This is a genomic window from Variovorax atrisoli 110B (genome assembly GCF_000382045.1).
GTDB lineage: Bacteria > Pseudomonadota > Gammaproteobacteria > Burkholderiales > Burkholderiaceae_C > Variovorax > Variovorax atrisoli.
On record NZ_KB907462.1, the window covers coordinates 14,807 to 35,023 of the forward strand.

Here is a 20,217-nt window from a genome sequence, read left to right on the forward strand (position 1 = left end):
TGCCGCATATCGGTGCGGCGACCGCAACGAATGCACCAGCCTGCGGCGATGCGCCCTTCGCCCGCACACCACCGGAGCCTTTGATGAAACGCCACCCCTATCTTCCCGATGCCCGGCCCGACGGCGCCCTGGGCCTGGGCCAGCAGTACTACTGGGTCGCCAGCGAGCGCGAGGTCGACATGTCCGTGGAGCCGCCCGCGCCGCTGCGCGCCCGGGTGCAGGCGCAGCCGCAGAACGTGGTGCTCGACCTGCGCCGCACGGCCATCGTCATCATCGACCTGCAGAACGACTTCTGCACCGAGGGCGGATGGGTCGACCACATCGGCGGCAACTACGCGGCGGACCGCACGCCGATCGCGCCGCTGCAGAAGCTGCTGCCCGGGCTGCGCCGTGCCGGCGTGCCGGTCGTCTGGGTCAACTGGGGCAACCGCCCGGACCTGGCCAACATGCCGCCCAACCAGATCCATCTGTACAAGAACAGCGGCACGGGCGTCGGCCTGGGCGACCCGCTGCCCGGCGGCAAGGGCCACGTGCTGCAGAAGGACTCGTGGGCCGCGGCCATCGTGGACGAGCTCGCACCGCACGAGGGCGACTTCCTGGTCGACAAGCACCGCATCAGCGGCTTCTGGGACACGCCGCTGGACAGCATCCTGCGCAACCTCGGGGTGCGCAGCATCCTCTTCGCGGGCTGCAACACCGACCAGTGCGTGCTGCACACGCTCACCGACGCCAACTTCCTGGGCTACGGCTGCGTGATGCTGAGCGACTGCTGCGCCACGAGCTCGCCGGACTTCTGCACCGAGGCGACGATCTGGAACGTCAAGAAGTGCTTCGGCTTCGTGACCGACTCGGCCGCCGTGCTCGCGGCGCTGCCCGCCTGATGCACACGGCGACAGCGCACGGATCGGGCGGCTGGATGCCCGGCCCCCGCTGCGAGCGGCCCGCCACCGGCAATGGCGCGCTGAATGGGGTGCGCCTGGGCGTGAAGGACCTGATCGACATCGCAGGCGCAGTCACCGGCGGCGGTAACCCGGACTGGGCCGCCAGCCACGCGCCGGCCGTGCACGACGCGCCCTGCGTGGCCGCGCTGCGTGGCGCAGGCGCGCGGGTCGTCGGCAAGACGATCAGCGACGAACTCGCCTTCAGCCTGGAGGGCGAGAACGCCCACTACGGCACGCCGCGCCATCCGCGCGACCCCGATCGGCTGCCCGGTGGGTCGTCCAGCGGCAGCGCCGCCGCGGTCGCATGGGCGGAGGTCGACCTGGCGCTGGGCACCGACACGGGCGGCTCGGTGCGCGTGCCGGCGGCGTTCTGCGGGGTCGCCGCGATGCGGCCCACGCACGGCCGGATCCCGCTCGACGGGGTCCTGCCCTTCGCACCGAGCTACGACACGGTGGGGTGGTTCGCGCGCGATGCCGACCTGCTGCGCCGCGCCGGGCAGGCGCTGCTCGGCACCGAAGCCCGCATCGGCGGCGACCGGTCCGCGCCGCCCCTGCGCCTGTGCGTGGCCACGGACGCACTGGCGCTGGCGGAGCCCGCGGTGCGCGAGCCGCTGGCCGCGTGGGCCCGCCTGATGCGCATCGACAGCGAGCGCAGCGCCTATGGCGGCGGCGACTGGCGCGACTGGTTCGAAGCCTATGCCGTGCTCCAGGGCCTGGAGATCCAGGCCCACGTCGGCCCGTGGATCCACCGACGGCGGCCGCGTTTCGGCGCCGCCATCGCGCCACGCTTCGAGGCGGCACTGGCGCTCGATGCCGCGCAGGGAACGCGCTGGAGCGACTGGCGCGCGCAGGCCGCCGCGCGGCTGGCGCAGAGGATGGACCCCGACGAGGCATGGCTGATTCCCGCCGCACCCTGCCTTGCGCTGTCGCGCCGGGCCGATGCGGCTCAGCGCGACGCCTTCTACGAGCGCGCACTGGCGCTCGGCGCGGTGGCCGGCCATGCGGGCCTGCCGCAGGTGGTGTTTCCGCTGCCGGCTGCCGAGGGCCTGCCGCCTTGCGCATCCTTCATCTCGGCCAGGGGCAATGACGACCGGCTGCTCGAACTTGCCGCGACACTAGCGCCTGCATTCCCATCCACACCATGAGCAAACTTTCCCCACGGCAGGCGCCGGCCCAGGAGACGATCGCGCGGCGCGACGCCGCACTCACGCGCGCAAAGCTCCTGGAAGCCGCAATCGACGAGTTCTCGAACGAGGGCTACAGCGGCGCGCGCACCGAACGCATCGCACGGCTCGCCGGCACGAACATCCGCATGCTGTACCACTACTTCGGGAGCAAGGACGACCTGTACGTCGCCGTGCTCGAAGCGGTGATGGCCGACCTGCGGCACGAAGAACTCCGGCTGGACCCTGAGGCCGAGGAGCCGCTGACCGGCCTGCTGCACATCGCCGATTTCGTGGACCACCACTTCGCGACGCACCCGCGGCTGCGCAAGCTGCTGGCCTTCGAGAACCTCAACGAGGCGCGGCATCTCGCGCGCTCGAACCGGATCCCGGAGATGTCGTCGCCGGTGATCGCGCTGATCCGCCGCCTGCTCGTGCGCGGGGTGGCGGCCGGCGTCGTGCGCAGCGGCATCGATGCGCTGCACCTGTACGTGGCGATGGTGAGCCTGTCGTACTACGGCCGCGCCCATGCGTTCACGCTGTCGCGCATCTTCAACAAGGACCTGCAGGCCGCGGCCTGGCAGAAGGCGCACCAGAAGATGACCCGCCAGATGGTGGCGGCCTTCCTGACGCAGGCGCCATGAACGAACTTCCGCATGACTGCTTCCATGTCCGCTGAGCCCGCACACCAGCCCGCCGCCCCTGCTTCGGCCACCTCCCGGCGAGGCATGGTGACGAGCCCCCATCCGCTGGCCAGTGCGGCGGGCCTGGAGGTGCTGGCCGACGGCGGCAACGCCATCGAGGCCGCCATCGCCATGGCGGCAGTGCTGTGCGTCGTGTGCCCGCACTTCACCGGGCTCGGAGGCGACGGCTTCTGGCTCATCGCGCAGCCCGGTGCGCCGGTGCGCGGCATCTCCGGCATCGGGCAGGCCGCCGCAGCACTTCCGCCGCTGGCGGGGCCGGTCCCGCTGCGCGGCGGCGCGTCGGCATTGACCACGGCCGCGGCGGTGGACAGCTGGGCCCGGGCCTTCGACATCTCGGCGCGCGACTGGCAGGGCCGCCAGCGCTGGGCCTCGCTGCTGTCTCGCGCGATCGAGCATGCGCAGGAGGGCTTCGCGGTGTCGGCCTCGCAGCGCTTCTGGCACGAGATGCGGGCCGCGGAGGCGCAGCACTGGCACGGCTTCGACGCGGCGTTTCCCGCCGGCCTTTCGCAGCAGCAACAGCCCGGGCTTGCACGCACGCTGTCGCGGCTCGCGTCCCAGGGCCCGCGCGAGTTCTACGAAGGCGAAGTCGCGCACCGTCTCGCGGCCGGCCTTCAGGCCGCGGGTTCGCCGCTCACGCTGGACGACATGCGAAGCACCCGCGCCCGGGAAGTGACGCCGCTGGCCGTTCCCTACCGCGGCGGTACGCTGCTGAGCCTGCCGCCGCCGACGCAGGGCTTCGCCACGCTGGAAGCCATGGGCATCCTCGGCGAGCAGGATTTCTCCGGCATCGCCGAAGGCAGTGCCGAGCACTTCCACCGGATGGTCGAGGCGATCAAGCTGGCCTTCGTCGACCGCGACCGCTTCCTCGCCGACCCCGATTTCGCCGAGGTGCCCGTGCAGCGGCTGCTCGACGCCGCCTACATTCGCCAGCAGGCGGCGCGGGCGCAGGCCGACGCACGGGCGATGCCCTGGCCCCAGCGGTTCCGCCAGGGCGACACCGTGTTCTTCGCGGCCGCGGATGCGTCCGGCCGCGGGGCGGGCGTGCTGCAGAGCATCTACTACGACTGGGGCAGCGGCGTCGTGGCCGGCGACACCGGCGTGCTGTGGCACAACCGCGGCGCGGCCTTCCACCACGATGCGAGCCATCCCAACGGGCTGCGCGGCGGCAAGCGGCCCTTCCACACGCTGAACCCCGTCGCCTTCATGCGCGACGGGCGGCCCGAGCTGTTGCTGGGCACGCAGGGGGCGGACGGACAGCCGCAGACGCTGGTGGCGCTGCTCACGCGGCTGATCGACTTCGGCCTGGACCCCGCGCAGGCGCTGGCACGGCCCCGGTTCCTGCTCGGGCGGACCTTCTCCGACAGCCGCGACAGCCTGAAGCTGGAGGAGGACGTGGGAGCGCAGGTCATGGCAGCGCTGGCCGCGCGCGGCCACGAGATCGCGCCTATCGCCGCGCACAGCCCGCTGGCAGGGCTGCCCGGCGTGATCCGCTTCGAAGCCGACGGCAGCCTGGCGGGCGCGCACGACCCTCGCGGTGATGGGGTCGCACTGGGTCTCTGAATGCCGGGCTGCCGGCAGCCCGGCCCTCAGGCCTTCTTCGCCCAGGCGCTGCACCACCCCTTGGCGTTGACCTGCTTGCCGGGGAAGAGCGCGCAGTTGCCCTGCGGGTCGGTCGGCTTCGATTGCCACAGCGCGCAGCCGTTGCACAGCTGGGCGTTGTCGTGCTTCGGGAATTTCTTCGCATCGGCCCTGGCCGAATCCGCGACATAGCCGAGCGCCACGGCCTGCGGGTCCTTCTCGTCGAGTTGGGCCTGCGCGAACGCACCGGAGGCGCAGGCGGCGGCGCCCGTCGCGGCGAGGGTCAGGATGAAGATGCGGCGGCTGGATGTCATCGTGGAACTTTCGTCGTGTGTGGAACGGGTGCAAGGCCGTCCGGCGCGGCGCTGCGCTCATTCAGCCCCGCCAGCACGAGAACGCCCGTGGCCAGCAGCGTGGCGATGCAGAACCCGACGACCTGCAGGATTGGGTTCGATGTGATGTTGTTCATGGGGCGACCTCGCGTTGGATGTCTGGACTGGCCTGCGCTCATTCTTGAGCGGCCTGCTGCATGCGGCCTTGCGCAGGATCAACCGCGCGAATCGCGCGCGGGTCGACGGGCGCGGGCGATGCGTCGACCGGCCCCACCTCGTACAGCAGCTGCCCGTGGATGCCGGCCAGCGAGATCGCGCCGGTCAGCACCGCGACGAGGCTGGGCGCGCAAAGCAGCGGAAGCTGCTCGATGGCGGCCCAGCGGAATGCGTCCATCTCGGGGCGCCGCCGTCCTGAACGGTCGGTGTAGAAGCTGGAGCACACGCAGGTCTTCGCCTCGAAGTGATGCACCAGCACCGCGAAGAGCCAGAGGTCCTTGTTGCTGCGGTAGCGAAAGCGCCCGAGCTCCCTCAGCTGCCGCGGCGCGAGCCGCAGGCCGCATTCCTCGGCGGCCTCCCGCGCGGCCGCGTGCGTGCCGGGCTCCTCCCCTTCCCTCATGCCCTTGGGAATGTCCCAGTAGCGGCTGCCGCTCGCGTGGCAGAGCAGCAACCGGGCCGCCGCATCGAAGACGAGGACGCCGCAGCTGATCGATCGTTCCATCGCGAGAGCCTCAGGGGGTCGGCACGGCGGCTTCGCCTGCGCGCCTGGCCACCGGCGCACGCGCAGCGCTTCGCGGCAGGATCGCCACATAGCTTCGGGCCGAGCCGCGCACGACGAGCAGCGCGACCGTGTCGCTCTCGGCGACGGAGCGGATCGCCGCATCGAAGTCCGCGAGGCTGGCCACTTCCACGTCGTTGACCGCGATCAGCATGTCGCCGTATCGCAGCCCCGCGAGCTGCGCCGAGCCCGAGACCGACTGCACATAGAGCCCGGGCGATGGCAGGCTGATGCCCAGCACGCCCTTGCGCTCGGCGAGTTCCAGCCCGAAGCGCGTTTCCTGCGCGAAGGTGCGCCCGGCCGGCCGCGGCGGGTCGTCGGGCGGGTTCTCGAGCACGCCCACTTGCACCGTCAACGGCGCGCTGTGGCGCCAGATCTTCAGCGCGACGCGGCTGCCCTTGCGGGCGGCGGCCACGCGGTTCTGGATGTCGGCATAGCCCATCGGGGCATCGGCGTCGACGGCCAGCACCACGTCGCCGCTGCGCAGCCCTGCCTCCGCGGCCGGGCTGTCCGCGTCCACGCGCACCACCAGCGCACCCTGCGCGGCGGCGAGGCCGAAGGCCGGCGCCAGGTCGGCCGTCAGGGGTTGGGTGCGCACGCCGATGTGGCCCCGCCTCACGTGCCCCGTCGCGCGGAGTTCGTCGGCGACGCGCATCGCCGTATCGATCGGCAGGCTGAACGACACGCCGAAATATCCGCCGCCGGGCGAGTAGATCATCGAGTTCATGCCCACCACCTCGCCCCGCTCGTCGAACAGCGGCCCGCCCGAGTTGCCGGGGTTGAGCGCCACGTCGGTCTGGATCAGCGGCACGCCGCTTCCTCCGGGCATGTAGCGCGGATTGGCGCTCACCACGCCCGCCGTCACGCTGCGCTCGAACCCGAAGGGCGCTCCCATCGCCGCGACCCACTCGCCGGGGCACAGCACGCTGCCGCGCCCCAGGGCGACGACCGGCAGGCCGCGCGCCGACACCTTAAGCAGCGCGACATCGCTGAGGCGGTCGGCTCCGGCCACCTCGGCATCGAAGCGGCGCTGGTCGGCGGTGACGACGGAAATCGACCGGGCGCCGGCCACCGCGTGCGCGCTGGTCAGGATGTATCCGTCGCTGCCGATGATGAAGCCAGAGGCGAAGCCGCGGCTCCAGCCCCGGTCCCACGGCATGTGCGAGCGGCCTTCGCCGGCGACCGGCCGTTCGCCGCCGGCTTCCGTGACCAGGATGCTCACCACCGCGGGCGATTGCCGCGCAGCGGCGGCCGCGAAGTCGGCGGCCTGCGACACCGACGGCCCCCGTTCCGGGCAGGAAGTCGACTGCGCCCCTGCCTCCACGGCAAACGCGAGCGTGAATGCGAATGCGCCGACGGCCAGCGCGAACGAGCCCCGCGCCAGGGCGACGGCTTTCATCAACGCACCAGCAGCACCGGCACCGTGCACGCAGCCAGCACCTTGGTGGCCACCGAACCCAGCACCAGGTTCGTCAGGGCGCCATGGCCGCGCGAGCCCATCATCACGAGATCGAACTGCCCCTTCTGCGCGAACGCGGCGATCTCCTCGGCGGGATGGCCGATGCGGTGTTCGAAGCGCGCCTCGATGCCGTTCCTGGTCAGCATGCCGCGCACCGGTTCGAGCACCATCCGCGCATCGTCCTCGTAGTAGCCGTGCACGATCTCCGGCCCCGCGAACGCGGCGGCGCGATGCGGCACGGGCAGCACCACGTGGAAGACGGTGAATTCGTGGCCAGCGCCCGCCCACTCCTTGTGCGACGCCAGGTAGCTCAGCATGCGGGCGGTGTAGTCGCTGCCATCGACGGCAAGCAGGATCTTCATGATGGTTCCTTCAGCAGGGGGCATCCCCGATGCACGAATGCTCGCCGTGAAGGCTTCGCCTGCCCTTGATGCAGCGCAAGGCGATGCGGGCCTGCACTGCCTACATTGGCTCGACATCCATGCAGCAGAGGCCAACATGAGCAACGTCCTGGTGATCGTCTACTCCTACACCGGCACCTCCCGGCGCGTCGCGGAACTCCTTTGCAGCCAGCAGAACTGGCCGCTCGCGAGCATCACCGAGGTGCAGCCGCGCGCGGGCGGCCTCGGCAGCCTGCGCTGCGTGATCGATTCCCTCCTGCGGCGGCGCCCCGCCATCCGCTACGACGGCCCGCCGCCCACCGACTTCGATGCCGTGGTGCTGGTGTCGCCGATCTGGTTGCTGCAGCTCGCCAGCCCGATGCGCGCGTTCGTCGCGCGCCAGCGCGGCCGGCTTCCGGACGTTGCCGTGCTATCGGTCATGGGCGGGCAGGGAGCACCGAACGCGGCGGCCGAAATCGCCCGGATCCTCGACCGCGCGCCGATCCTGAGTTCCTCGGTCACGATGCGCGAAGTGGACGACGGCAGCTGCGCCGCCAGGCTGCAGGCCTTCGGCACTGCCGTGCGCGATGCTGAAGCCTCGCACGATGTGGTTCGTCCCGTCACGCTGTCGCCGCAGTCGAGCTGAAGCAGGATCCGGATCGACCTGACCATGTTCGCCAATCGCCTCGCCTGGGCACTCGCTGCCGGCGCGTGCCTGCTGTGCGCATGCGCCGCGCCCGTCCCGACGCCCGGCCCTGCACCCGCGGACCTGCCCGCGTCGATGCCGCCGCCCAAGGCGCGCGTGGAGGCCACCTCTGGCGCGAGCGATTTCTCGTCGCTGCTCGCCAGCCGCAGCCGGTCGGTGGTCGACATCAGCACCCTGCGCATCGGACGCGACCTGAATCCGGAAGACATCGAGCTCGAGATCGCCCCCGAGCACGATTTCGCCGACCGCCTCGCATGGCCCCTGCCCGCGAGCGCACGCATCAGCCAGGTCCGTGACCTCGCTTCGGGCCTGATCATCCGCAGCGACGGCCTGATCCTCACCAGCGCGCACGTCGTCACGAACATCGACGAAGTGCAGGTCCAGCTGGACGATGGCCGCCGTTTCACGGCGAGCGTGGCCGGCGTGGACCGGCGCACCGACGTCGCACTGGTGAAGATCGATGCGACCGACCTGCCCGTGGCCGTGATCGGCGATTCCTCGTCGCTTGCGCCCGGCGACTGGGTGGCCGCGGTCAGTTCGCCCTTCGGCTTCCACGGCAGCGTGACGGCCGGCGTGGTGAGTGCCGTCGGGCGCGTCATGGCAGGTGCCGGCGAGATCCCGTTCATCCAGACCGATGTCGCGATCAATCCGGGCAGCTCGGGCAGTCCGCTGTTCAACAGCCGTGCGGAGGTGGTGGGCATCAACTCGATGATCTACAGCGGCAGCGGCGGCTACATGGGGCTGTCCTTCGCCGTGCCGATCAACCTGTCGATGCGCATCGCCGGCGAGCTGCAGGCGCATGGCAGCGTGCGCCGGGCCTACCTGGGTGCCGAGTTCCAGGAAATGACGCCCGCGCTGGCCCAGTCCTTCGGCCTGCCGGCCCCGACCGGCGCCCTGGTGGTCCGCGTCGAACCCGGCAGCCCGGCGCAGGCCGCCGGCCTCGCGCAGGGAGACGCCGTGCTCGCACTCGACGGTCGACCCGTCGAACGGTTCGCCGACCTCCCGCAGCAGATCACGCAACGCCCACCCGGCAGCCGGATGCAGCTGCAGGTATGGCGCCAGGGCGCCCCCCGGATGCTTCGCGCGACGCTGGCGGTGCAGCCCGCCACGGCCGGCACCTCCTTCACCGCTGCTCCCTCCGAATGGAACGACGGCCTGGGCCTGAGCCTCGGCGAGCTTTCTCCCGCCCAGCGGCTGCAGCTCCACGTCGACAGCGGCCTGATGGTGCGCGAGGCCGGCGGCCTCGCCCGCAGCGAAGGCATCCGGGCGGGCGACGTGGTCGTGGCCGTGAACACGACGAAGCTCTATCGCGTCGAGGACCTCGGGCAGGCGCTCGCCCACGTGCCGGGCGGGAACACGGTCGCGCTGCTGGTCATGCGCGACCGCCGGCTCGCCTACGTGGCGGTGCGCCTCCCCGCTTCGCGCCGGGGTCGCTCATGACCGCATGCCGCAGCCGGGAAACGTCGCGCGCATCCCATCCGCAATTCATTCACCGCAAGGACCCCGACCATGAAACACCTCGATGCCACCGACCGCCGCACCCTCCATCGGCAACTCGAGTCGATGAAGCGGCAGGTTCTCGATGAACTCCGCGCCTCGGCCCCCACGGCCGAACTGCTGTCCGCCGACGGCGGCCGCGAAGTGACGACCCATGCCGACGACGCCGAAGCGGAGCGCGCGGCCGACGTGCACCTGGCCGAGATCGAGATCGACCGCACCCGGCTGGAAGAGATCGAGCTCGCGCTCTCGCGCCTGTCGGACGGCCGCTACGGCGTCTGCGAGGACTGCCGCGCCGAGATTCCGCGCGCCCGGCTGTTCGCGCAGCCCACGGCGATCCGTTGCGCGGCCTGCCAGGCGGCCATCGAATCGCATCAGCGCCGCTGAAGCGGCGACCGGGCAGGCTGCCTCACCGCTCCTCGCCCGCCTTTTTCCCCTTTCCCTTCCTCGCCTTCCTGCCCTTGGCCTTGGGCTCGGACGAGGCATTCGACTCCTTGACCTGCTGGCGATCCGTCGGGTGCAGCAGGGTCTTCTCGACATTTCCGGTCGATGCCTTGTCGCGCGCAAAGCTCACGACCCGGTACACCGAGCGCGTGGCCGCGCCGCTGCCCACATTGCAGATCACCGTGTCGTTGCCGCCCTCGCTCACGAACTCTGGCGCCTCGTGTTCGAGCCAGTCGTGGTTCTCGATGGTCGTTTCGATCCGGCACTCGCCGGGCACCACGATGCCGAGCCGGTGCAGGAACTCGCGTGGCCGGCCGAGGTAGGTCCGGAACTCGGCGGGCGAGCATTGCCAGAAGTGCATGTGGAAGGGTTCGTCCCGGATCACCTTGGACCGGGCGGAGAGATCGACGATCTTGATCGGCATGTTGCGCTCCGATGGGTTGGGATGGCTTGAAACGGCAAGACGTCGGAAGCGTAGAAGCACCCCGTCGGCGCGACCTTGACGCTGCGCAAGGCGATCCGCGCGCGGCACAGCAGACTTCAGCGCGGCGCCCGCAATCCCCGGGGCGCGTTTCCCCAAAGGAGCTGGAGTGACCCGCCCACACAATGAATTCGACCGCCTGCTTCACGCCGCCTGGGGCCGACTCGGCGGCGGCATGTCGCCGGCGGCGCTGATGCTGGCGTGGTCCGACTGGGCCATCCATTTCGCGACCCAGCCCGGGCGTGGCGCCAGCCTGGCGCTGCACCAGGCCCTGCCCTGCGCGCAAGCGCAGGCGCACGACCCGAGGCTGACCGGGGACGACTGGGCGCCGTGGCCCTTCTGCGCCTACCGCGAGGCCTTCGAAGCTGTCGGACGGCGGCTGCTCGAATTGGTTGGCGATGTGCCCGGCGTGGACCGGCACCACGGCCAGCTGGTGGCCTTCACCGTGCGGCAATGGCTCGAGATGGTGTCGCCGGCCAACTTCCCCGCGACCCATCCGCAGGTGCTGAAGAAGACCGCAGCCACCGCGAGCATGAACCTGTTCACCGGCGCACTGCAAGGCACGCAGGACCTGTTGCGAGGCGCTCTCGGGATGCCGCCGGACGGTGCGGAAAAGTTCAGGCCGGGGCACGAGGTGGCGCTCACGCCGGGCAAGGTCATCATGCGCAACGAGCTCGTCGAACTCATCCAGTACGCGCCTGCGACGCCGACAGTGCATGCCGAGCCGGTGCTGGTCATCAGCGCCTGGATCATGAAGTACTACGTGCTGGATCTCTCGCCGCACAATTCGCTGATCCGCTACCTCGTCGGGCAGGGCCACACGGTATTCGCCGTCTCCTGGAAGAACCCCGATGCCTCGGACGCAGGCTTCGGGATGGACGACTACCTGCGGCTGGGCATCCGCGCCAGTCTCGACGCCATCGAGACCGTGATGCCCGGCCACCGCGTGCATGCGCTCGGCTACTGCCTCGGCGGCACGCTGATGGCCATCGCGGCGGCGGCAATGGCGCGCGACCGGGACGACCGCCTCGCCTCGCTCTCGCTGCTGGCCGCGCAGACCGACTTCACCGAGCCCGGGGAGATCGGCCTGTTCATCGACGAGAGCCAGCTCGCCTTCCTGGAGAACATCATGGCGCACCAGGGCTTCCTCGGCGCTGCACAGATGGCAGCGGCCTTCCAGTCGTTGCGCCCCGGCGAACTGATCTGGGCGCCATGGGTGCGCACCTGGCTGCTCGGCGAACGCCCGGCGCTGAACGACCTGATGGCATGGAACGCGGACGGCACGCGCATGCCCTACCGCATGCACGCCGACTACCTGCGCAGCCTCTTCCTCGACAACGCGCTGGCCGAGGGCCACTACCTCGTCGACGGCCGGCCGGTATCGCTTGGCGACATCGACCTGCCTGTCTTCCTGCTCGGCACCCGCACGGACCACGTCGCGCCCTGGCGCTCCGTCTACAAGTTCAGCCTGCTGTGCGACGCCGAGCTGAGCTTCGTGCTCACCGAAGGCGGCCACAACGCGGGCATCGTGAGCGAACCCGGGCATGCGCACCGCAGCTTTCGCATGCTGCACCGGCCCAGGCATGGCGCGTACGTCGCGCCCGACGAGTTCCTCGACCGCTCGCGCGAAGTCGATGGGTCGTGGTGGCCCGCATTCCAGCAATGGCTCGCGGCACGCTCGGGCCCCAGGCGCCGTGCGCCCACGATGGGCGCGCCGCGCCGCGGGCTCGCTGCGCTGTGCGATGCGCCCGGCACCTACGTGCTGGTGCGATGAGCAGGAGAGAAGAGGGCCGGAAGAAATCGATGGAAAAGGCGGCCGGCCCTACAGCGCCGGGCCCAGTCCGATGGGCGCGGGCACGATGTTGACGATGCGGGTGAACAGCGCGTTGTATTCCAGGTCGGGCACGTGGCCGGTCATCGGGTCGCGGTTCTGCGCGAAAGCCTCGTCCAGGTCGCGCCAGTCGTCTTCGGTCAGCACCCGCTCGGCCAAGGGCAGGATCTCGCGCTCCTCCAGCGCCATGTGATCGAGGTAGAAGTCGACGTATTCGCCGACGGTCTTCTCGAACTCCTCGCGCCGCGGCTCGCCCAGCATCTCGAAGGCGAGCAGCGCGTGCTCCACGTTGCGAATCCGGCGTTCGCCCCTTGCATGGTCGCTGTCGAGCCTGTCGAGCAGTTCCCGCGAGATCGGCGTCCTGGCGCGCAGCTTGGGAAACAGCAGCTCGGTCTCCTTGCGGTGGTGGCGCTTCTCCGGAAACTCGTCCACGTAGAACAGCATGGCCCTGAGCGTCGCGAAATCGGGCAGCGTGCCCTTCCTGCGGTGCTGCTCGAGCAGCATGACGATGGATCGGAGCATGGCGGCGAGCGCGGCGTGCTCCTGCCGGATGATGCGGACGGTGGCGTGGGGCATGAGAGTGTTCCTGTGCATGCTCCGAGGGTCGCGCTTTCGCCGCGCAAGGGCTTGTTCCATATCAAGTCCGGCCTGCCGCGGGTCCGTCCCTTGATCGACGTCAAGCCGCGTCGAACGTACGTCCGGATACTGGAGCAACCTCAACCAACAAGCCGGAGTCGTGCCATGTACCAGCGGATTCTTGTTCCCATCGACGGCAGTTCCACCTCCAGCCGCGGGCTCGCGGAAGCCATTCAGCTGGCCAAGCTCACGGGCGGGCGCCTGCGCCTGGTGCATGTGATCGACGAACTCTCGTTCGCGCTGACCATGGATGCCTATGCAGGCTATGCGGGCAACTGGTCGGAAGAGCTTCATGCCAACGCAAGGAAGCTGCTCGAGGAGGGCCAGAACCAGGCTTCCCAGGAAGGTGTCGAAGTCGATGCGATGGTGCTCGACAGCTTCAAGCGCAGCGTGCACGACCAGGTCATCTCGCAGGCGCAATCCTGGAAGGCCGACCTGATCGTGATCGGCACCCACGGCCGCCGGGGGCTCGGTCGCTGGGTCATGGGCAGCAGCGCGGAACACATCCTGCGCCTGTCGCCCGTGCCGGTGCTGCTGGTGCGCGCGCCCGAGAGTGCGAAGGCCGAGCACGAACGGTTCAAGCTGCCCAGCGGAGAGCTGGCCAGCCAGTGAAAGGTCACCAGCCGAAGCCCGCCGAGCGCCATTGCGCCAGCAGCTGCGCGACGTCGACGGCCTCTTCGGTGGACACCTCGATCGCGGCCCGGCGTTCGTCCGCATCCAGCGGCTCGTGCGTGGCCAGCTGGCGCTCCAGCACGGCCAGCCCGGCTTCCGATGCGTCGGCGCCCGCGGCCTCCCGCTCGGTCACGCGGTGGCGCAGCGTGGCCGGCGTGGCGCTGCAGTTCAGGATCGAGAAGGGCACGCGCAGTTCCGTGGCCAGGGCCTCGAAGCTGCGCCGCTCCGCGCTGCGCAGGAACGCCGCGTCGACGATCGCCGGGTAGCCCGCGAGCAGGGCATCGCGGGCGCAGGCACGCAGCCTCTCGAAGGTCCGGCGGGTCGCCTCCGCGCCATAGATGTCCAGCCCTGCGGCGGCGGAGCGCTCCATCGGTACGAGGCCGAAGAGGCGCTTTCGCTCCACGTCGGAGCGCGCCCTCACGGCGCCGGCGGCGCACAGGAGCTGCCCAGCCACGCTGGACTTTCCTGAACCCGAGAAGCCGTGCGTGATCAGCAGCCGCGGGCCCGCTTCCGAAGGCGCGGCCAGCTGCCGCGCGCATGCAAGGTAGTCGGGCGCCTTCCTCCTTGCGTCCGGATCGCCCGGCTCACCAGGTTCGCCTGGCATGAGGCCGGACGCCATGGCCCGAACCAGCGCCCTGTAGACCTCGTAGAACCGAAGCACCTGCAATCCCGCGTAGTCGCCGCTGTGCTGCAGCCATGCATCGAGGAAGCGGAACGCGAGCTCGCCATGGCCGTGGGCCTTCAGGTCCATGGCGAGGAAGGCGACGTCGCTCATGACGTCGATCCACCGCAGGGCCGGGTCGAACTCGATGCAGTCGAAGGGCGTGAGCGCGCCGTCGATCAGCACCACGTTGGCCAGGTGCAGGTCGCCATGGCATTCGCGCACGGCACCGGCCTGCTGCCGGGCGATCCAGGCCATGCGCAGCGCGCGGCCCTGGTCCTCGATCCAGCGGCCGATCTCGGCCAGCGATGCGGCACGAGCGCCCTCGTCCTTGCGGCCTTCGCCTTCGTGCACCTGGGCGTGCAGGGAGGCCAGCACCTCGGCCGCCGCCCGGACGATCGCATCGGGCGCGCCGAAGCCCGAGACCGGGGCCGCGCGCGGCGCCTGTCCATGCAGGCCGGCCAGCCGCTGTGCGAAGCCATCGAGCAACCGGGGCTCCAGCGCGTCCGCCGCCACCAGGTTGCGCAGCAGCGCGGACTCGTCGAAGCGCCGCATGCGCACCACATGGTCGATCGGCATGCCGCCGCCGCCGATGCGCGGCGACTCCGGGGTGCCGCAAACGGGCGCCACGTCGATGTAGAGCGACGGCGCGAAGCGCCGGTTCAGGCGCAGTTCCTCCTCGCAGAAGTGCCTGCGCGACTCCGGCGTGCCGAAATCGAGGAACGGCAGCCGCACCGGCTTCTTGAGCTTCAAGGCCTGCGTGGGCGTCAACAGCACCCATGAAATGTGCGTCTCGACCAGCGCCACGGGCTGTCCGGTCTCGCGCTGCAGCTGCGCGCGCAGGGCGTCGATCAATGTGGTGTCCATGGGGCGGCTTCAGCCGGGTGGAGCCCGAAAGGGGATGACGGGGTGCAGGCGCAGCGCCGGAAGACCCCGCAGGACCCGACTCAGTGCGTCATCAGCACGGGCACGGTCATCTGCGACAGTATCTGGCGCGTCACACCGCCCAGTATCCGCTCGCGAAGGCGCGAATGGCTGTAGGCGCCCATCACGAGGAGGTCGGCGCCGAAGTCGGACACCCGAGAAAGCAAGGCGTCCGCAATGCCGATCTCCGTGACTTCGGATTCGGCCCGCGCCTGTACGCCGTGGCGCTGCAGGAACTGGATCATGTCGTGGATCAGCAGGCGCTGCGCGCCGTCCTCGTCGCGCGGATGGCGCAGGGACAGCAGCGTGACGCGTGCACTGCGCAGGGCGGGCAAGGCCGCGTGCAGGGCCACGGCCGCCTCGCGCGAACCGTCCCAGGCGACCACGATGTTCCTCGGCACCCCGTCGAACTCGCCGGCCGAAGGAACCACGAGCACCGGCCGCCCGACTTCCATCAGCACGTGCTCGGCGAGGTCGTGCACCGTGGTGTCCCGCCGGGTCGAATCGTCGCCCTGCCCCACCACGACGAGATCGCTGGCATGCCCGTAGCGCACCACGGCGTCCTCCGTGACGCCATCGACCAGCTGCACCTCGTACGACAGCGGCCCCGTGGCTGCGATGACCTGCCTGAACTCCCGCGCGATGGCCTCGGCGCGGCGGCGCAGGTAGTCGGCCGATTCGGCGATGTAGTCGGTCATGCCGGTGGCGATGGCATCGGCCGGAATAACGCCGTCGTAGAGGCCGGTGGGTATCAGGCCCGTCAGGTGGCTCTCGTGCGAACGCGCCCACCGGGCGGCCAGTGCCGCGCGCACCGGGCTGCGATCGGAACGGTCCAGGTGGACGAGGATGGTTCTGAAATTCATGTCTGCCCCGCAAGGTGGTGCGCCGGGTCGCGACGCGGAAATCGGAAGGAAATGCCGGAAGCAACTAGCGAAAGGAGATGCCGGCCCCGCGTCCATGTTCGCGCCCCGTGTGGGCACGGAGGTTGACGACGATCAAGTCCGCGTCGGCTCAGCGCTTGAGCACGCACTTCTCGTACAGGCGCGGCGCCCTCCCCTCGGGGTCGTAGCGCTGCTTGAGTGCCTCGTAGGCAGCCATGCCGTAGGCGCGGTCGAACTCCTCGCGCGTGAAGAAGCTGTCCGAATAGAGCGATTTGATGCCGCCCAGGCGGAGCACCTCCTGCTCCACCAGCCGGTTGAAATGCCCTTCTTCGTACGCGTCCCGGCGCTCGACCACGTCCCAGAAGCCGAAGTTGACGTACAGCGTGCCCGCGTCGAGCGGATACAGCACGAAGGCTGCGCCCGGCTGGGGCACCCGCACCGGACAGATCCAGACCGGAAGGATGCCGATCTCGCGCAGCAGGAACGCCAGGAAGTCGCGCGCGCGGCCGATCGGAATGTCGACGTCCTGGATCACCGATTCGGCGTGCATCCCCCGCAGCGCGGACAAGCGCCTGGTCAGGCCCCAGCGTGCGTTCATGCGCATCAGCCGCGTGTAGGTGCGGGAGTTGAGATGGCTGCGGCCGAACAGTCGCCGTACCAGCGGGTTCTGCGCCGCGAAGTTGCGCGAGCACCAGAACCAGTCGGTGTCCCAGCGCCACAGGTAGTCGCGCACGGCGAGGTGATCGACGGGCATCTCAAGCAGCGAGCGGTAGTAGATGCGCTCGAGTTCGTAGTTGCTCGCCCAGGGCGCGGCCTGCTCGAAGCGCGCGACATTCAGCACCATCGAACGGGAGCCGAACACCACGGCATCGACGAAGTCCGCATCGCCTTGCGCCGCCTCCGCCAGGGCCTCGAAGAATTCACTCGGATGCTCCCAGGCGATGTGCTCCACCCGCACGAACGGCAGCACGGGCTGCGTGCGCAACACCAGCCGCAGCGCGTAACCCAGCGAGCCATAGGAGTTGGGGAAGCCGAAGAACAGGTCGCGATGCTCGTTGTCGGGCTTGCATCGGACGATGCGGCCGTCCGGCAGCAGCACGTCGAGCTCCAGCATCGTGTGGTGGACCAGCCCGTGACGCATCGAGCTTGCCTCGATGCCCACGCCCGCCACCGCCCCGCCCGCCGTGATGGTCTTGAGCTGCGGCACCACCGCCGGCATCACGCCGCACGCCAGCGTGGCGTCCACCAGGGTCTCGTAGGTCGCCATGCCTTCGACCTCGACGGTGCCGCGCGCCGCGTCGACATCGATGACATGGTCGAACTCGCCGAGGTCGATCCTTCGCCGGGCGCCGGCCTCGCGGTCGCGAAACAGGTTCGACGTGCGCTTGGCCAATGCGATCGGTGGCCCCGGGCCCGTGCCGCTCTCGCGCAGCGCATCCAGCAGGCGGCTCCTGCGGGCCTCGTGGGCCCGCGCTTCGCTGCCGGGGATCATGGCCCGGGCACGTACAGGTGTGCACGGTCCATCGGGTAGCTCCGCGGCGTCACGTTGCCCTTGCTGAAGACGATCTGGAAAAGGTGCGTATAGCCCGCGGGCGAGCGGAACATCTCGGCGCAGCCGACAAGGTAGGTGCGCCAGATTCGCCGGAATCGCTCGTCGAAGCGTTGCGGGTCGAGGCGCTGTATCGCGGGCCAATGCTTCTCGAAGCGCTCGCCCAGGCATCGAGGGTGGGCGCGTAGTGCCTGCGCAGGTTCTCGATGTCCAGCACCTCCAGGCCGTTGCTTTCCATCTCCATGATCACGTCGGCGAGGCTGGGTATCCAGCCGCCCGGGAACACGTGCTTGCGGATGAAGAGCTCCGTCTCGAAGCGGCCCACGTGGCCGATGAAGTGCAGGATGCCGAGCCCGCCGGGCTTCAGGAACTGCGCATGGGCCCGGACCACCTCGGGCAACTGGTCGCGGCCCGCATGCTCCAGCGTGCCGATGGAGACGACCTTGTCGTACTGCTCGTCGACGTCGCGAAAGTCGGCTTCGCGCACCTGCAGCGAGGCTTCGAGGCCACGCCGCTCGATCTCGTCGCGCAGCCACTCGACCTGCTCGGTGGCTGTGTTGAGCCCCACGCCCGTGGCGCCGACCTTCTCCTGGGCGCGGAACATGAAGCCACCGAAGCCGCAGCCGATGTCGATGAAACGGTCCTCGGGCCGCAGGAGGATCTTGCGGCAGACGTGGTCGATCTTGCGGCGCTGCGCCTCCTCGAGGCTGCGCGTGCCTTCGGGCCAGTAGCCGCAGGTGTACATCATCAGAGGATCGTCGAGCCACAGGCGGTAGAAGCCGGTGCCCAGGCCGTAGTGCGCCCGGGCATTGGCCTTGGCATGGACGGGGTCCCGGTTGGAGTGCCTCAGCTCGTGCAGGCTGTTCTCGATGCCGTTGAGGGCGCCCGCCTGATGATCGAAGCCGGCCGCCATGCCCGCGGCCAGGGCGGCGCCGAAATCGCCTTCGACATCCACCTCCCGCTCGAAATAGGCTTCCATCAGGCCGATGTGGCCGCGCGTCGCGGTAGCGAACAGGGCCGCCTCGGTGTGGAAGACGACCGTGAAGGCCGGCGTGCCCTCGCCCACACGGTGGCGGCTGCCATCGGGCATCGCGATGGCGAAGCAGGCCGCGGACCGCCGGCCAAGGTCGTCGAGCATGTGGCGCAGCGGCGGCGACAGCGTCATGGGGCGCGTCCGGTCCCGCTTTCGCCTAGCCGTCCAGCGGCACGCCGCCGCCGAACCTGCAGATCCACTGGTCCGTGAGCTCGCGCTGCACGGCGCCGAAGGAGCGCTGCCAGTCGGTCATCAATTCCAGTTGCCGCAACTGCACCTGCAACGCGCTGCCCGCAACCGCGATCTGCCAGTTCACGAGGGCCTGGAGGTAGTTGCCGTCCAGGGGGACCGGCTGCGCCTGGATCAAAGGAAAGGGTTCCGCGGGCATGAGAGTTTTCTCCTTGGGTCTTCGAGAGCCGAGTCCATCCTAGGCACATGCCGCGGCTGCGGCTTGACACACATCAAGCCCACGCAGCATGCCTTGCGCCTATTTCAGGCCGGCGCGTCGCGCGTCGCACTGCGCAGCCGCGCCGCCGCCTGGCCGATCTGAGCCTCCACGGCCTGCCAATGATCAGCATCGGCGGCATCCATCTCGGCCACCTTCTGCTCCACCGCCTGCGAGGCCTGCCGCAGCACGAGGATCTGTCTTTCGAGGTTCGCGCGGGCCTTGCCGCCCTCGCCGAGCGCAAGCTGGCGCTCCAGCCGCGCGAGGGTCCGCCCCGCCCGATCGACGTCCTGCAGCGCCTGCTCGACGATCGCGCTCTGCGTGCGGGTGATCGGCGCATGGACGAACGCGGGTTGCAGAGCCAGTGCCTGGCGATCGGCATCGGGCAGCAGCAGGCGGGCGCCGCGCACCACCAGCTGCGAGGCCGGTACGGCGACCAGGTGCCGCGAACCCGAAGGGAAGTTCCCGATCTCGACGATCAGGAAGGTCACGCGCCTGTCCGGCGCGACGATCAGGTCGAGCGCCCTGCCGATGCGCTCGCCAGAGGCGTCGTACACGGCCTGTCCAAGGATGCTCTGCTTCGCGCTCCATCCCGAGATCAGCTGGCCGGTCTCCGTCAGGGTCGCACCCGCATGCGTGACGCCGGCCACCTGCGCGACCGCGATGCCTGTGCCCGCGGCGACGAGCGCCGGCACCAGTCCCAGCGTGGCGAAGTGGCGGATCTTCACGCCGCGCCTCCCGATCAACCCGCCTTCATGGGCGCGGCCATGCCCTCGTGCACCGCGAAATACCGGCGCGCCAGTGCGACGAGCTCGTTCGTGCTCATGCGCTGCACCGTCTCCCAGCCGACGATCTGCCGTGCCACTTCGGGCCTGTGCTTGTCGACATAGTGGCGAAAGTCGGCCTGCGTCGTGTGGGAACCGGTAACGAGCACCTGCGCGACCCCCTTCATGGCGTCGCAGACTTCGCCGAAGAATTCGTGTTCGCTGCGCACGCTGCTGCCGTGCTGGCGCGTGTAGCGGGCGTGCTCCCTGACCTGCTGCGCGAGGACCTGGGACGCATCGAACTGGAAGACTTGCGCGGCGTGGTGATCGACCCAGGCGACGGCGTGGAAAAGGGACATGG

At 70.0% G+C, this 20,217-nt stretch carries 23 protein-coding genes; 9 read left to right on the top strand and 14 right to left on the bottom strand.

Features of this window, described 5'->3' with window-relative positions; translation table 11 throughout:
* Positions 1–83: 83 nt before the first annotated feature.
* Genes G369_RS0127695 through G369_RS0127710 form a run of 4 tightly spaced genes read left to right on the top strand, consistent with a single transcriptional unit; the run spans position 84 to position 4,368 of the window.
* Complete coding sequence (locus G369_RS0127695; RefSeq protein ID WP_019657322.1) at positions 84–881, top strand: cysteine hydrolase family protein; 798 nt, start codon at positions 84–86, stop codon at positions 879–881.
* Positions 881–2,086, top strand: coding sequence for an amidase (locus G369_RS0127700; protein ID WP_019657323.1), 1,206 nt, complete (start codon positions 881–883; stop codon positions 2,084–2,086). The genes G369_RS0127695 and G369_RS0127700 overlap by 1 nt, the downstream gene beginning before the upstream one ends.
* Entirely contained in the window at positions 2,083–2,748 is a 666-nt protein-coding gene (locus tag G369_RS0127705) for a TetR/AcrR family transcriptional regulator (protein WP_019657324.1), read from the top strand. The genes G369_RS0127700 and G369_RS0127705 overlap by 4 nt, the downstream gene beginning before the upstream one ends.
* Positions 2,749–2,772: 24 nt before the next feature.
* Positions 2,773–4,368 (top strand): gamma-glutamyltransferase family protein, encoded by a 1,596-nt coding sequence (locus G369_RS0127710; protein WP_026346693.1) that lies wholly within the window; start codon positions 2,773–2,775, stop codon positions 4,366–4,368.
* A 26-nt stretch (positions 4,369–4,394) separates the two neighbouring features.
* On the opposite strand, the gene G369_RS0127715 is transcribed toward G369_RS0127710, so the two are convergent.
* From G369_RS0127715 to G369_RS0127735, 5 genes are read right to left on the bottom strand one after another with little or no spacing between them, the layout of a single operon-like run.
* Entirely contained in the window at positions 4,395–4,700 is a 306-nt protein-coding gene (locus tag G369_RS0127715; protein ID WP_019657326.1) for a high-potential iron-sulfur protein, read from the bottom strand.
* Entirely contained in the window at positions 4,697–4,855 is a 159-nt protein-coding gene (locus tag G369_RS38770; RefSeq protein ID WP_019657327.1) for a hypothetical protein, read from the bottom strand. The genes G369_RS0127715 and G369_RS38770 overlap by 4 nt, the downstream gene beginning before the upstream one ends.
* 38 nt (positions 4,856–4,893) lie before the next feature.
* Positions 4,894–5,436 carry an NUDIX domain-containing protein gene (locus tag G369_RS36430; RefSeq protein WP_019657328.1) on the bottom strand — a complete coding sequence of 181 codons (543 nt, stop codon included), beginning with the start codon at positions 5,434–5,436 and terminating at the stop codon, positions 4,894–4,896.
* A 10-nt stretch (positions 5,437–5,446) separates the two neighbouring features.
* The gene (locus G369_RS0127730; protein ID WP_019657329.1) at positions 5,447–6,892 is read right to left on the bottom strand and encodes a trypsin-like peptidase domain-containing protein; all 1,446 of its coding nucleotides are present in this window, start codon (positions 6,890–6,892) and stop codon (positions 5,447–5,449) included.
* Positions 6,892–7,314, bottom strand: coding sequence for a universal stress protein (locus G369_RS0127735; RefSeq protein WP_019657330.1), 423 nt, complete (start codon positions 7,312–7,314; stop codon positions 6,892–6,894). Before G369_RS0127735 ends, G369_RS0127730 begins: the two co-directional genes overlap by 1 nt.
* A gap of 136 nt (positions 7,315–7,450) precedes the next feature.
* Here G369_RS0127735 and G369_RS0127740 point away from each other — a divergent pair, with 136 nt between their 5' ends.
* The 3 genes from G369_RS0127740 (at position 7,451) to G369_RS0127750 (ending at position 9,922) form a co-directional block, all read left to right on the top strand.
* On the top strand, positions 7,451–7,978 hold the full coding sequence (locus tag G369_RS0127740) for a flavodoxin family protein (RefSeq protein WP_026346694.1): 528 nt from the start codon (positions 7,451–7,453) through the stop codon (positions 7,976–7,978).
* A gap of 24 nt (positions 7,979–8,002) precedes the next feature.
* A complete protein-coding gene (locus G369_RS0127745; protein WP_019657332.1) occupies positions 8,003–9,478 on the top strand; it encodes a trypsin-like peptidase domain-containing protein in 1,476 nt (491 codons plus the stop codon).
* 69 nt (positions 9,479–9,547) lie between these two features.
* Positions 9,548–9,922, top strand: coding sequence for a TraR/DksA family transcriptional regulator (locus G369_RS0127750; protein ID WP_019657333.1), 375 nt, complete (start codon positions 9,548–9,550; stop codon positions 9,920–9,922).
* A 22-nt stretch (positions 9,923–9,944) separates the two neighbouring features.
* Here the strand turns inward: G369_RS0127750 and G369_RS0127755 are convergent, their stop codons facing one another.
* On the bottom strand, positions 9,945–10,403 hold the full coding sequence (locus tag G369_RS0127755) for a hypothetical protein (RefSeq protein ID WP_019657334.1): 459 nt from the start codon (positions 10,401–10,403) through the stop codon (positions 9,945–9,947).
* A gap of 166 nt (positions 10,404–10,569) precedes the next feature.
* On the opposite strand from G369_RS0127755, the gene G369_RS0127760 reads away from it, so the two are divergent.
* Positions 10,570–12,234, top strand: coding sequence for a PHA/PHB synthase family protein (locus G369_RS0127760; RefSeq protein ID WP_020723309.1), 1,665 nt, complete (start codon positions 10,570–10,572; stop codon positions 12,232–12,234).
* 48 nt (positions 12,235–12,282) lie between these two features.
* Here the strand turns inward: G369_RS0127760 and G369_RS0127765 are convergent, their stop codons facing one another.
* Complete coding sequence (locus G369_RS0127765; RefSeq protein WP_019657336.1) at positions 12,283–12,867, bottom strand: hemerythrin domain-containing protein; 585 nt, start codon at positions 12,865–12,867, stop codon at positions 12,283–12,285.
* Between the two features lie 165 nt (positions 12,868–13,032).
* Here G369_RS0127765 and G369_RS0127770 point away from each other — a divergent pair, with 165 nt between their 5' ends.
* Positions 13,033–13,539, top strand: a complete 507-nt coding sequence (locus G369_RS0127770) for a universal stress protein (protein ID WP_019657337.1) — start codon at positions 13,033–13,035, stop codon at positions 13,537–13,539.
* Between the two features lie 4 nt (positions 13,540–13,543).
* On the opposite strand, the gene G369_RS0127775 is transcribed toward G369_RS0127770, so the two are convergent.
* From G369_RS0127775 to G369_RS0127805, 7 genes are all read right to left on the bottom strand, one after another.
* Complete coding sequence (locus tag G369_RS0127775; RefSeq protein WP_019657338.1) at positions 13,544–15,127, bottom strand: bifunctional aminoglycoside phosphotransferase/ATP-binding protein; 1,584 nt, start codon at positions 15,125–15,127, stop codon at positions 13,544–13,546.
* A gap of 80 nt (positions 15,128–15,207) precedes the next feature.
* A complete protein-coding gene (locus tag G369_RS0127780; protein ID WP_019657339.1) occupies positions 15,208–16,047 on the bottom strand; it encodes a universal stress protein in 840 nt (279 codons plus the stop codon).
* Between the two features lie 148 nt (positions 16,048–16,195).
* On the bottom strand, positions 16,196–17,557 hold the full coding sequence (locus tag G369_RS0127785; protein ID WP_019657340.1) for an FAD-binding oxidoreductase: 1,362 nt from the start codon (positions 17,555–17,557) through the stop codon (positions 16,196–16,198).
* A gap of 49 nt (positions 17,558–17,606) precedes the next feature.
* On the bottom strand, positions 17,607–18,779 hold the full coding sequence (locus tag G369_RS0127790; protein ID WP_026346695.1) for an SAM-dependent methyltransferase: 1,173 nt from the start codon (positions 18,777–18,779) through the stop codon (positions 17,607–17,609).
* 25 nt (positions 18,780–18,804) lie between these two features.
* Positions 18,805–19,035 carry a hypothetical protein gene (locus G369_RS0127795; protein WP_020723310.1) on the bottom strand — a complete coding sequence of 77 codons (231 nt, stop codon included), beginning with the start codon at positions 19,033–19,035 and terminating at the stop codon, positions 18,805–18,807.
* A gap of 104 nt (positions 19,036–19,139) precedes the next feature.
* Positions 19,140–19,820: a PRC-barrel domain-containing protein gene (locus G369_RS37245; RefSeq protein WP_019657342.1), complete on the bottom strand. Its 681-nt coding sequence runs from the start codon at positions 19,818–19,820 to the stop codon at positions 19,140–19,142.
* A gap of 14 nt (positions 19,821–19,834) precedes the next feature.
* Entirely contained in the window at positions 19,835–20,215 is a 381-nt protein-coding gene (locus G369_RS0127805) for a hypothetical protein (protein ID WP_019657343.1), read from the bottom strand.
* Positions 20,216–20,217 lie beyond the last annotated feature (2 nt).

What these genes read in the sequence shown, in the direction of transcription:
- G369_RS38770 (WP_019657327.1), bottom strand. Translation starts at nt 4,855, where the DNA reads ATGAACAACATCACATCGAACCCAATCCTGCAGGTCGTCGGGTTCTGC.
- G369_RS0127710 (WP_026346693.1), top strand. Translation starts at nt 2,773, where the DNA reads ATGTCCGCTGAGCCCGCACACCAGCCCGCCGCCCCTGCTTCGGCCACC.
- G369_RS0127770 (WP_019657337.1), top strand. Translation starts at nt 13,033, where the DNA reads ATGTACCAGCGGATTCTTGTTCCCATCGACGGCAGTTCCACCTCCAGC.
- G369_RS0127765 (WP_019657336.1), bottom strand. Translation starts at nt 12,867, where the DNA reads ATGCCCCACGCCACCGTCCGCATCATCCGGCAGGAGCACGCCGCGCTC.
- G369_RS0127790 (WP_026346695.1), bottom strand. Translation starts at nt 18,779, where the DNA reads ATGACGCTGTCGCCGCCGCTGCGCCACATGCTCGACGACCTTGGCCGG.
- G369_RS0127780 (WP_019657339.1), bottom strand. Translation starts at nt 16,047, where the DNA reads ATGAATTTCAGAACCATCCTCGTCCACCTGGACCGTTCCGATCGCAGC.
- G369_RS0127715 (WP_019657326.1), bottom strand. Translation starts at nt 4,700, where the DNA reads ATGACATCCAGCCGCCGCATCTTCATCCTGACCCTCGCCGCGACGGGC.
- G369_RS0127745 (WP_019657332.1), top strand. Translation starts at nt 8,003, where the DNA reads ATGTTCGCCAATCGCCTCGCCTGGGCACTCGCTGCCGGCGCGTGCCTG.
- G369_RS0127805 (WP_019657343.1), bottom strand. Translation starts at nt 20,215, where the DNA reads ATGTCCCTTTTCCACGCCGTCGCCTGGGTCGATCACCACGCCGCGCAA.
- G369_RS0127695 (WP_019657322.1), top strand. Translation starts at nt 84, where the DNA reads ATGAAACGCCACCCCTATCTTCCCGATGCCCGGCCCGACGGCGCCCTG.
- G369_RS0127795 (WP_020723310.1), bottom strand. Translation starts at nt 19,035, where the DNA reads ATGCCCGCGGAACCCTTTCCTTTGATCCAGGCGCAGCCGGTCCCCCTG.
- G369_RS0127775 (WP_019657338.1), bottom strand. Translation starts at nt 15,127, where the DNA reads ATGGACACCACATTGATCGACGCCCTGCGCGCGCAGCTGCAGCGCGAG.
- G369_RS0127740 (WP_026346694.1), top strand. Translation starts at nt 7,451, where the DNA reads ATGAGCAACGTCCTGGTGATCGTCTACTCCTACACCGGCACCTCCCGG.
- G369_RS36430 (WP_019657328.1), bottom strand. Translation starts at nt 5,436, where the DNA reads ATGGAACGATCGATCAGCTGCGGCGTCCTCGTCTTCGATGCGGCGGCC.
- G369_RS0127785 (WP_019657340.1), bottom strand. Translation starts at nt 17,557, where the DNA reads ATGATCCCCGGCAGCGAAGCGCGGGCCCACGAGGCCCGCAGGAGCCGC.
- G369_RS0127705 (WP_019657324.1), top strand. Translation starts at nt 2,083, where the DNA reads ATGAGCAAACTTTCCCCACGGCAGGCGCCGGCCCAGGAGACGATCGCG.
- G369_RS0127735 (WP_019657330.1), bottom strand. Translation starts at nt 7,314, where the DNA reads ATGAAGATCCTGCTTGCCGTCGATGGCAGCGACTACACCGCCCGCATG.
- G369_RS0127730 (WP_019657329.1), bottom strand. Translation starts at nt 6,892, where the DNA reads ATGAAAGCCGTCGCCCTGGCGCGGGGCTCGTTCGCGCTGGCCGTCGGC.
- G369_RS0127755 (WP_019657334.1), bottom strand. Translation starts at nt 10,403, where the DNA reads ATGCCGATCAAGATCGTCGATCTCTCCGCCCGGTCCAAGGTGATCCGG.
- G369_RS0127700 (WP_019657323.1), top strand. Translation starts at nt 881, where the DNA reads ATGCACACGGCGACAGCGCACGGATCGGGCGGCTGGATGCCCGGCCCC.
- G369_RS0127750 (WP_019657333.1), top strand. Translation starts at nt 9,548, where the DNA reads ATGAAACACCTCGATGCCACCGACCGCCGCACCCTCCATCGGCAACTC.